The organism is Streptomyces sp. NPDC003042 (assembly GCF_053591315.1).
Genome location: NZ_JBSFTP010000136.1, coordinates 1 through 9845, shown reverse-complemented (window position 1 = coordinate 9845; position 9845 = coordinate 1). Strand labels below are relative to the sequence as shown.

Genomic DNA, 9845 nt, shown 5'->3' with positions numbered 1-9845 from the left:
GTGGCGTAGTTTCATGGGGGGCGGCGGAGGGGCGGCCCCCGCCGGGGCCTGGACGGCCGGCGGCGCGGGGGTCGCGGCCCCCGCGCCCGCCGCCGGGGCGACCGCCACGCCGGCGACCGGCCGGAGCGTCGCCGTCCTCGGCGGCGGGGTGGCCGGTCTGACCGCAGCGCACGAACTCGCCGAGCGCGGGTACAACGTCACCGTGTACGAACGCCGCGCACTCGGCGGCAAGGCCCGCAGCATGGACGTGCCCGGCACCGCCCGGGGCGGCCGCCGCCCGCTGCCCGCCGAGCACGGCTTCCGCTTCATCCCCGGCATCTACCACAACCTCCCCGACACGATGCGGCGCATTCCCTTCCCCGGCAACGCCAACGGGGTGTGGGACAACCTTGTCGCGCCGCCCGAAATGATGTTCGCCCGCGCGGGCGGCCGCGAGGACCTGCGCGCGCCCATCCCGTGGCCGGAGCACTCCCCCGCCGAGCTGACGCCCGACGAGCTGCGGCGCGCCCTGACCGGCATCCTGCAGTCACTGGTCCGCCTCCCCCCGCACGAGACGGCGTACTTCGTCGACCGCGTGCTCGTCTTCCTCACCAGCTGCGACGAGCGCCGCAACGAGGTGTGGGAGCGCACTCCTTGGTGGGACTTCGTGCGCGCCGCGCGGATGTCCCACGAGTACCAGCGCATCCTCGCCGTCGGCATCACCCGCAACATCGTGGCGACCAAGGCGGAGGAGGCCTCCACCCGTACGGTCGGCGCCCTCGGCGAGGCCTTCGTCTTCAACCTGCTGGGCCGCGGCGCGGACGGCCCGCCGGACCGGATCCTCAACCTGCCGACCAACGAGGCCTGGATCGATCCGTGGGAGACCCATCTGCGCGCGCTGGGCGTGGAGTTCAAGATCGGCTGGACCGTACGCGAGGTGCGCTACGGCGACGGCCGGGTGAGCGGGGTCCTGATGGAGGATCCGGCCGGCGCGCGGCACACCGTCACCGCCGACCACTACGTCTCGGCCCTGCCCGTCGAACACGCCCGCCGCACCTGGAGCGCGGCGCTGCGCGCGGCCGATCCGATGCTGGGGCGCTGCGACAAGCTGAGGACGGACTGGATGACCGGCATCCAGTTCTATCTCACCGAGCGCGCGCCGCTCGTGCACGGACACGTCAACTGCATCGACTCGCCCTGGTCGTTGACGGCGATCCAGCAGGCCGAGCACTGGCCCGCGCGCGACTTCCCGGCCGACTACGGCGACGGCGTGGCGGTGGACTGCCTGTCGGTGGACATCTCGGAGTGGGACAAGCCCGGGATCCTGTACGGGAAGACGGCCAAGCGGTGCACGCGCGAGGAGGTGGCGCGCGAGGTGTGGGCGCAGCTGAAGGCCTCGCTCAACGACACCGGGAAGACCCTGCTCACCGACCGCACCCTGCACTCCTGGTTCCTGGACCCGGGGGTGGACGGGCTCGGCACGCCGAACCCCACCAACCAGGACGAGTTGCTGATCCACCCGACCGGCACCTTCCACAACCGCCCGAGCGCGGGCACCCGGGTCCCGAACTTCTTCCTCAGCGGGGACTACGTGGCGGTGGACATCGACCTGGCGACGATGGAGGGCGCCAACGCGTCGGCCCGGGCAGCGGTCAACGCCCTGCTGGAGCGTGAGGGTTCGGTGGCGGCGCGGTGCGTGGTCACGCCGATGTACCGGGCCCCGGAGCTGGAGTCCGCCAAGCGGCACGACCTGTGGCGCTACCGTCTCGGCCTGCGAAACGTCTTCGACCTGGGCTGACCGCGACCCGGCCCGCTCGGCTACCGTCGGTCCATGACGACTGCGCGTGTGGGTGCGCTGCTGCGCACCTGGCGGGAGCGGCGCGGTATCAGCCAGCTGGAGCTGGCGGGCCGCGCCGACTCGTCTTCCCGCCACATCAGCTTCGTGGAGACCGGACGCTCCCGGCCGAGCGAGGAGATGGTGCTGCGGCTCGCGGACCGGCTCGACGTGCCGGTACGGGACCGCAACGCGCTGCTGGTGGCGGCCGGTTACGCACCGCGGTACGCGCACACCCCGCTCGACGCGCCGGCGATGGCCGCCCTGCGCGAGGGCCTGGAGCGGCTGCTGACCGGCTACGAACCGTATCCGGCCATGATCGTGGACGGGACGTACCAGGTGATCGCCGCCAACCGGGGCGTCACCATGCTGCTGGACGGGCTGCCGGAACACCTGCTGACACCGCCGCTGAACGCGATGCGGATCACCTTGCACCCCGAGGGGCTGGCTCCGCGGATCCACAACCTCAAGGAGTGGCGCGGGCACCTGCTGGCCCAGATGGAACGGCAGATCGCGCTCGCCCGCTCCGAGGAGCTGCGCACGCTGTACGAGGAGGTGTCGGCCTACCCGGTGCCGGACCGCCCTAGCGACACGGAACCGCGGGAGCCCGTACCGTACTTCGCCCTGCCGCTGGTGATCGAGCACGACGGGCAGCTGCTGTCCTTCGTCTCGTCGATCTCCACCTTCAACACACCGATGGACGTGACGGTCGCCGAGTTGGCCATCGAGACGATGCTCCCGGCCGACCCGGCGACGGTGAAGTACCTGCGCTCACTGGCGCCCTGACCCGGCCGCGCGCAGCGCCAGCTGCTGGAGGAGCGCGAAGGAGGCGACGGTGAGCGCCTGCACAGGGATCCACACCCCGCCCGCCGTGGTCGGCGGGAGCCAGAGCGCGAGCGCGGCCAGGCTGAGGGCCGCCCAGGCGTAGTTGGCCTCGATGACGAGCTTCACCGGGAAGGCGGCGGGCCTCGGGCGGGAGGCGAGCAGGCCTACGCCCGCGCCGAAGAGGGCGAGGAAGACGCCGAGGGCGAGCAGGGTCGTCGGGTCGACGCCGAGCAGCCGTCCGAGCGGGGCCGGGAAGGCGGCGTAGGCGAGGCCGTTGCCGGTGGTGACGACGGCGTCGAGGGCGAGGAAGCGGCGCAGCGCGGTGTGCGGGACGGTGGTGCGGGCGATGCTGCCGAGCAGGGTCGCGGACATGGCGGTCAGCCTCCATCGGGGTCGAATGCGCTGGTGGACACGGGTTCCGGAGCCGAGTGCGCGGCCCCGGAGCCCGATGAGTCCACTGTGCCGACCGGCCCTCGCGCGGTCGATTACCTCCGGGGTCATGCGGAGTCATGCCGAGGTCGTGCCGGGCTCGGGGCCCGGCGCCCACCATCCGGACACCAACCTTCTTTGAGTCGTACGGCAGGAAATGTTGGGGATGCGCTGGTTCGGGGCGGGCACGGAGGCTAGGCTTCACAGGCCCGACCACTCGAACACCTTCTCGACATACGGAGAAATCCCCGGTGCGAGCCGCCGCCCGACCCGACCTCAGCGCGGCCTGGGGCCGTGTCGTGGAGCTGGCGGAGCAGCGCGGACAGGATCCGGCCGAGGTACTCGCGGTGGAGCGGCTCGGCCACCTCTCCGGGGTCGAACCGGAGGTGATCCACCGGGTGGTTGCGGGCACCGCGGCCGAAATGCCGCTGGAACGACGGGTGCACCAGCGGTTCCTGCGGCTGCGCGCCACCCGCCGCGACAGGCACGGCCGGGAGTGGTCCCTGGCCGCCATCGCCGAGGACTTCCACGCGCCCGGCGCCTCCCTGGGCCCGCTCAACGCGGGCACCGGCCTGCCCCGGCTCGGCCACGCGGCGGGCGTACAGCGCTTCTTCGGGGTCTACGCCGGCTTCCTGCTGGCCGACAGCAAGAGCGCCGTGGAGCGGGCCCTCGCCACCCACGGTCCGGACGCCACAGCCGGCCCCTCCGCCACGGACGACCTCGAACGCCTCTCCCACCTCAGCGGCCTCACCCCCGACGCCATCCGTCTCACCCTCGACGGGCATCCGCCGCGACTGCCGCTCAAGGAGCAGGTGCGCCTGCGCTTCGAGCACCTGCGCCGGACCCGTCCGCGGCCCGACGGCCGGCCGTACTCCCTGACGGCCATCGCCCGATCCTTCGACGCGTCAGGGCAGTCCCTGACCCGCCTCGCCCAGGGTGAGGGCCTGCCCAATCTCGTCGCGGCCGCCGGGATCCAGCGGTTCTACGGCGTCGAGGGCGGCTTCCTGCTGGCCGACGACACCGAGGCACTGGCCCGCGTACTCGCCGGGATCGAGCGGGAGTTGCGCGCCGCCGAGCCGCAGTACGAGAACCCGATGCTCGCGGTGCTGCGCGCGCACGACGTACGGAGCATCGTGACGCGGGCCGGGCAGCTCTCCCCGGCGGGCTGGAAGTCGCTCGCCGACCACCTCGACCAACTGCTCGCGCGGGAGGGCCGTACGGACCGTTCAGCAGAGGGGGAAGCACCATGAGGACCACAGGCACCCCGCGCGGGCCCGGCGCCGACCGGCCGGCGGAGCTGCTCCGCTCGTACACCGGACGGGACCGCGTCATCCGGCAGGCGGGCGCCCGCGCCGACCGGGAGGATCCGGCGGAGATCCACGCCGAGACCTTCGGCCCGCACCTCGGCAGGAGCCGCCCCGCAGCGCGCCGTACGCGCCGAGCCGCCCCCGGCCGTCCGGCCTTCATCGTCTACGCCGCGAGCTGACGTCCGCGCGGCCCGAAAGAGAGCACCACACGATGACCCAGTCCTCCCCGCCCCGCAGCGCCGTCGTCATCGGCGGCAGCATGGCCGGTCTCCTCGCGGCCGCCGTACTCGCCGAACACGCGTCGGTCACGATCATCGACGCCGACACGCTGCCCGACAGCCCGGCGCCCCGGCGCGGACTCCCCCAGGGCCGGCACGTCCACGTCATGTGGTCGGGCGGCGCGCGCGCCATCGAGGAGATCCTGCCCGGCATCACCGAGGACTGGACGGCGGCCGGGGCGCTGCGCCGCAGTCTGCCCACCGACCTGGTCAGCATGACCGCCCAGGGCTGGATCCCACGCGGCGGGGAGAAGCAGTTCAACATCTCCTGCAGCCGCGACCTGCTCGACTCGGTGGTCCGCACCCGGGTCACCGCCCTCCCGGGGGTCTCGACCCTCCAGCGGAGCCGGGTACGGGGCCTGGCGGGCACGGCCGCCCGGATCACCGGCGTACGCGTCGACACCCCCGAGGAGGAGAACCGGCTGATCACCGCCGATCTCGTCGTCGACGCCAGCGGACGCGGATCGCGGGCCCTGACCTGGCTGAAGGCCCTCGGCGTGAGCGGCTTGCGCCAGTCCGCGGTCGACTCCGGCCTGGTCTACGCCACCCGCCTCTTCGAAGCGCCCGCCGGCGCCCACGCACTCGGCTTCCCGATCGTCAACGTCCAGTCGGACCCCCGGGTGCCGGTGCCCGGCCGGACGGCGACGATCGTCCCGATCGAGAACGGCCAGTGGCAGGCCACCCTCTCGGGCACCCGGGGCGGCCAGCCGACCAGCGACCCCGACGCCTTCATCCCGTTCGCCAAGGACATCCGGCACCCGGTCGTCGGCGAACTCCTCGAGGGCAGGAAGCCGCTCACGGACGTCGCCGTCACCCAGGGCACCGCGAACCGCCGGATCCACTTCGAGAAGGCGGACCTGCCCGACGGCTTCTTCGCCGTCGGCGACTCCGTGGCCACCTTCAACCCGATCTACGGGCAGGGCATGACGGTCGCCGCCCAGGGACTGCTCGCCGTCCGCGGCCTCCTGCGCGCCCAGGGTCTCGCCCGGCCCGGCTTCGGCAACGCGGCGCAGCGGGCGCTCGCCCCGCAGGTGGCCACCGCCTGGGACCTCGCCACCTCGCAGGACATCCTCTACCCGGGCGCCACCGGCATGAAGCCGAAGCCCGGCTCGGGTCTGCTGGACGCCTACGTGAGCCGGCTGGTGACCGGGGCCACCACCCAGGAGCCGCTCACCGCCGCCTTCTTCGAGGTCATCACCATGACCAGCCCGCCCAGCCACTGGTTGCGCCCGGAGGTGGTGTGGCGTGTGCTGCGGGCCTCCGCGAAGGGCGCCCTGAAGGCGCCGCCGCTCACCGCGGCCGAGCGGGCCGTGGCCGGGCTCGACGAGACCGGCCACACCGATCAGGTCGACCCTGCCGGCCGTTCCCGGTGAAGGACGGCCCCCGTTCGACGAGGGGCGCCCCGGGCCCGCGTGACCCGGGGCGCGGGGCGTGGGGGCTCAGAGGTCCGCGAGGTCCAGCCCGGCCTGCGCCGCGGCCGCCTGGACGGTCTGCTCCAGCAGGACGGCGATGGTCATCGGCCCGACACCGCCGGGCACGGGCGTGATCAGGGAGGCGCGGGCGGCGGCCGACTCGAAGTGGACGTCGCCGACGTTGCCCTCGTTGTACCCGGCGTCCAGCACGACCGCGCCCGGCTTGATGTCCTCGCCCCGGATGAACTCGGCCTTGCCGACGGCGGCGACCAGCACATCCGCCTGGCGCACGATGGAGGGCAGGTCCTGGGTACGGGAGTGGCAGTAGGTGACGGTGGCGTTCTGCTCCAGCAGCAGCATCCCCGCCGGCTTGCCGAGGATCGCGCTGCGCCCGACCACGACGGCGTGCTTGCCGGTGAGGTCCACGTCGTAGGCGGCGAGCAGGCGCATGATGCCGCCGGGGGTGCAGGAGACGAAGCCGGGCAGCCCGAAGCCCATGGCGGCGAAGGAGTGCATGGTGACCCCGTCGACGTCCTTGCCGGGGGCGATGGCCTCGAAGGCGGCGCGCTCGTCGATGTGGTGCGGGACGGGGTGCTGGAGCAGGATGCCGCTGATCCGCGGGTCCTCGGAGAGTGCGGTGAGGGTGGCCACCAGCTCCTCGGTGGTCGTCGCGGCGGGCAGCTCCACGTGGCGGGAGGTGATGCCGGCCTTGGCGCAACGGTTCTGCTTCATGCGTACGTAGGTGACGGACGCGGGGTCCTCGCCGACGAGGACGGTGGCGAGACAGGGGGCGGTGCCGGTGCGCTCGGTGATCTTGGCCGCGTAGGCGGCGGTCCGCTCCGCGATGCGACGGGCGACGGCGGTGCCGTCCATCAGCCGGGCGGACGCGGTGGCAGGGGCAGGGGCAGGGGCAGTCGTCACGGGGTCTCCTGAACGTCGCTGCGGATCGCGGTTCGCCCAGGCGCGCGGCAGTCGACGTACACGCGGTACGCCGGGCCGCTCCCCGGTGGTGATCCACCCGAACGCCAGTCACGGCCCGCCGCCCACTGTAGTCGACGCATCCGGTGGTTGACCGGGGCCCGCCCTGGGACGATGGGAGACATGACGCGCACCTTCGACCATCTCGTCGCCGAGGCCGAATCCGTGTCCGTGGACGGCTGGGACTTCTCGTGGCTCGACGGCCGGGCCACCGAGCAGCGGCCCTCCTGGGGGTACCAGCGGCTGCTGGCCGATCGGCTGGCCAAGGTCCGCTCCGTCCTGGACATCCAGACCGGCGGCGGCGAGGTCCTCGCCGGGGCCGGGCCCCTTCCGCCGCTGACGGTTGCCACGGAGTCCTGGCCGCCGAACATCGCCAAGGCCACCCGGCTGCTGCACCCGCTGGGCGCGGTCGTGGTCGCCGACACCGACGAGCCACCGCTGCCCTTCGGCGACGAGGCCTTCGAGCTGGTCACCAGCCGGCACCCGGTGACCATCTGGTGGGACGAGATCGCCCGGGTGCTGGAACGGGGCGGCACCTACCTCTCCCAGCAGGTCGGTCCGGCCAGCGTCTTCGAGCTCGTCGAGTACTTCCTCGGCCCGCAGCCGGAGGAGGTCCGGCGCGGCCGGCACCCCGACGACGCTGTCGCCGACGCCTCGAAGGCCGGCCTCGAAGTCGTCGATCTGCGCTCCGAGCGACTGCGGACGGAGTTCCACGACATCGGAGCCGTGATCTACTTTCTCCGGAAGGTGATCTGGATGGTGCCCGGCTTCACGGTCGGGCAGTACCGGGACCGGTTGCGCGAGCTGCACGAACAGATCGAACGCGAAGGCCCGTTCGTCGCGCACACCGCCCGCTTCCTCATCGAGGCCCGCAAAACGGGCTGATCGGGAAGGCGGATGGGAACCGGATCGGGGCGGACGCGTCCGCCTCGAAATCCGTTGCGCGGGCACAGCGTGGCGCAGGTCACTCAATTCAGCGCGTAACGAATCTACTCGGGCGTGCGATGAACCGACAGGCGTCCTCGTGCGGCCCGGAATACAGACCCCCCTCGGGTCTGTTTCCCAAGTTCGCGCGATGATGTCCCGCTCACCCTATTTGTTCGCAACGAGAGGCTCCTTGTGTCGCTCAGCCCGTCCCGTACGTTCCCTCCGGAGATCGCCGAATCGGAGGCCCTCGTCGCGCTCGTCGAGCGCGGCCGCGAGCAGGGTCACATCAACGGTGACGATGTGCGCCAGGCCTTCGAGGCCGGCCGCATCCCGGTGGACCAGTGGAAGCGGGTCCTGCGCAGCCTGAACCAGGTCCTCGACGAGGAGGGTGTGGCCCTCCACGTCAGCGCCGCCCCCGCGGCCAAGGCTCCGGCCAAGAAGCCCCGCAAGGCAGCCGCCGCCCCGGCCCGCACCGTGACCAAGAAGGCTGTGGCCCCGCCGCGCCCCATCGGCGCGCGCAAGACCGCCGCTCCGGCCACCGCGGCGGCGATATCCGCTTCGCCGGCGGCCGCCACCGAGGACGAGGTGACGGCTGACGCCGCCGCCGAGCCGAAGAAGCGCACGGTCAAGAAGACCGCCGCCAAGAAGGCCACGGCCACCAAGAAGACCGCCGCCACGAAGAAGGGCGCCAAGGACGCCGACGAGGGCGAGACGCCCGCGGTCGGCGAGGACTGGGCTGCCGCCGAGGACATCGCGGACGACGCCGAGGAGGAGGCCCCCAAGGTCGGGGGCACCCAGGGCTTCGTCCTGTCCGACGACGACGAGGACGACGCCCCGGCCCAGACGGTCATGGTGGCCGGTGCCACCGCCGACCCCGTCAAGGACTACCTCAAGCTCATCGGCAAGGTGCCGCTCCTCAACGCCGAGCAGGAGGTCGAGCTCGCCAAGCGCATCGAGGCGGGCCTCTTCTCCGAGTACAAGCTCGAAGAGGAGGAGGACCACAAGCCCGCCTTCAAGCGCGAGCTGGAGATCCTCGTCGAGGACGGCCGCCGCGCCAAGAACCACCTGCTGGAGGCCAACCTCCGTCTCGTGGTCTCCCTGGCCAAGCGCTACACCGGCCGCGGCATGCTCTTCCTGGACCTGATCCAGGAGGGCAACGTCGGTCTGATCCGCGCGGTGGAGAAGTTCGACTACACCAAGGGCTTCAAGTTCTCCACGTACGCGACCTGGTGGATCCGGCAGGCGATCACGCGCGCCATGGCCGACCAGTCGCGCACCATCCGCATCCCCGTGCACATGGTCGAGATCATCAACAAGCTGGCCCGCGTGCAGCGCCAGATGCTCCAGGACCTCGGCCGGGAGCCCACTCCGGAGGAGCTGGGCAAGGAACTCGACATGACCCCCGAGAAGGTCATCGAGGTCCAGAAGTACGGCCGCGAGCCGATCTCCCTGCACACCCCCCTGGGTGAGGAGGGCGACAGCGAGTTCGGTGACCTCATCGAGGACTCCGAGGCGGTCGTCCCGGCCGACGCGGTCTCCTTCACCTTCCTCCAGGAGCAGCTGCAGTCGATCCTGGGCACGCTCTCCGAGCGTGAGGCGGGCGTGGTCTCCATGCGCTACGGCCTGAACGACGGCCAGCCCAAGACCCTGGACGAGATCGGCCGCGTGTACGGGGTCACCCGTGAGCGCATCCGCCAGATCGAGTCCAAGACGATGTCGAAGCTGCGCCACCCGTCGCGCTCGCAGGTGCTGCGCGACTACCTGGACTAAGAGAGCCGGTCCGGCTGGACCGGGACAGCCGGCGGTGAGCGCCACCCCGATACCAAGGCCTCCCAGCAGGCCTGCCGGCAGGAAGATCTGGGCGTACGAGGTCGAG

The 9845-nt window shown here is 72.2% G+C and carries 9 protein-coding genes and 1 riboswitch; of the genes, 7 read left to right on the top strand and 2 right to left on the bottom strand.

Annotation, left to right across the window (positions count from 1 at the left end; all coding sequences use genetic code 11):
* Nucleotides 1-13 precede the first annotated feature (13 nt).
* Together ACWDYJ_RS35020 and ACWDYJ_RS35015 are read left to right on the top strand one after the other, a co-directional pair.
* Nucleotides 14-1777 carry a hydroxysqualene dehydroxylase gene (locus ACWDYJ_RS35020; RefSeq protein WP_451569645.1) on the top strand — a complete coding sequence of 588 codons (1764 nt, stop codon included), beginning with the start codon at nucleotides 14-16 and terminating at the stop codon, nucleotides 1775-1777.
* 33 nt (nucleotides 1778-1810) lie between these two features.
* Complete coding sequence (locus ACWDYJ_RS35015; protein WP_451569643.1) at nucleotides 1811-2599, top strand: helix-turn-helix domain-containing protein; 789 nt, start codon at nucleotides 1811-1813, stop codon at nucleotides 2597-2599.
* Here the strand turns inward: ACWDYJ_RS35015 and ACWDYJ_RS35010 are convergent.
* Nucleotides 2585-3010 carry a hypothetical protein gene (locus tag ACWDYJ_RS35010; RefSeq protein ID WP_451569642.1) on the bottom strand — a complete coding sequence of 142 codons (426 nt, stop codon included), beginning with the start codon at nucleotides 3008-3010 and terminating at the stop codon, nucleotides 2585-2587. The genes ACWDYJ_RS35015 and ACWDYJ_RS35010 overlap by 15 nt on opposite strands.
* A gap of 308 nt (nucleotides 3011-3318) precedes the next feature.
* On the opposite strand from ACWDYJ_RS35010, the gene ACWDYJ_RS35005 reads away from it, so the two are divergent.
* Genes ACWDYJ_RS35005 through ACWDYJ_RS34995 form a run of 3 tightly spaced genes read left to right on the top strand, consistent with a single transcriptional unit; the run spans nucleotide 3319 to nucleotide 6025 of the window.
* Complete coding sequence (locus ACWDYJ_RS35005) at nucleotides 3319-4317, top strand: hypothetical protein (RefSeq protein WP_451569641.1); 999 nt, start codon at nucleotides 3319-3321, stop codon at nucleotides 4315-4317.
* Nucleotides 4314-4553, top strand: coding sequence for a hypothetical protein (locus ACWDYJ_RS35000; RefSeq protein WP_451569640.1), 240 nt, complete (start codon nucleotides 4314-4316; stop codon nucleotides 4551-4553). The genes ACWDYJ_RS35005 and ACWDYJ_RS35000 overlap by 4 nt, the downstream gene beginning before the upstream one ends.
* A 32-nt stretch (nucleotides 4554-4585) precedes the next feature.
* Nucleotides 4586-6025, top strand: coding sequence for an NAD(P)/FAD-dependent oxidoreductase (locus tag ACWDYJ_RS34995; protein ID WP_451569639.1), 1440 nt, complete (start codon nucleotides 4586-4588; stop codon nucleotides 6023-6025).
* 66 nt (nucleotides 6026-6091) lie between these two features.
* Here ACWDYJ_RS34995 and ACWDYJ_RS34990 read toward each other — a convergent pair whose 3' ends face one another.
* Entirely contained in the window at nucleotides 6092-6937 is an 846-nt protein-coding gene (locus ACWDYJ_RS34990) for a bifunctional 5,10-methylenetetrahydrofolate dehydrogenase/5,10-methenyltetrahydrofolate cyclohydrolase (protein WP_451569644.1), read from the bottom strand.
* Between the two features lie 75 nt (nucleotides 6938-7012).
* A riboswitch (ZMP/ZTP riboswitch) is annotated at nucleotides 7013-7107 on the bottom strand.
* Between the two features lie 58 nt (nucleotides 7108-7165).
* On the opposite strand from ACWDYJ_RS34990, the gene ACWDYJ_RS34985 reads away from it, so the two are divergent.
* Nucleotides 7166-7927, top strand: coding sequence for a methyltransferase domain-containing protein (locus tag ACWDYJ_RS34985; RefSeq protein WP_451569638.1), 762 nt, complete (start codon nucleotides 7166-7168; stop codon nucleotides 7925-7927).
* Nucleotides 7928-8161: 234 nt separating this feature from the next.
* On the top strand, nucleotides 8162-9739 hold the full coding sequence (locus ACWDYJ_RS34980) for an RNA polymerase sigma factor (protein WP_451569637.1): 1578 nt from the start codon (nucleotides 8162-8164) through the stop codon (nucleotides 9737-9739).
* Nucleotides 9740-9845 lie beyond the last annotated feature (106 nt).

Excerpts from the sequence above, each read along its gene's own strand:
- ACWDYJ_RS35020 (WP_451569645.1), top strand. The coding sequence starts at position 14 with ATGGGGGGCGGCGGAGGGGCGGCCCCCGCCGGGGCCTGGACGGCCGGC.
- ACWDYJ_RS35015 (WP_451569643.1), top strand. The coding sequence starts at position 1,811 with ATGACGACTGCGCGTGTGGGTGCGCTGCTGCGCACCTGGCGGGAGCGG.
- ACWDYJ_RS35010 (WP_451569642.1), bottom strand. The coding sequence starts at position 3,010 with ATGTCCGCGACCCTGCTCGGCAGCATCGCCCGCACCACCGTCCCGCAC.
- ACWDYJ_RS35000 (WP_451569640.1), top strand. The coding sequence starts at position 4,314 with ATGAGGACCACAGGCACCCCGCGCGGGCCCGGCGCCGACCGGCCGGCG.
- ACWDYJ_RS34995 (WP_451569639.1), top strand. The coding sequence starts at position 4,586 with ATGACCCAGTCCTCCCCGCCCCGCAGCGCCGTCGTCATCGGCGGCAGC.
- ACWDYJ_RS34990 (WP_451569644.1), bottom strand. The coding sequence starts at position 6,937 with ATGGACGGCACCGCCGTCGCCCGTCGCATCGCGGAGCGGACCGCCGCC.
- ACWDYJ_RS34985 (WP_451569638.1), top strand. The coding sequence starts at position 7,166 with ATGACGCGCACCTTCGACCATCTCGTCGCCGAGGCCGAATCCGTGTCC.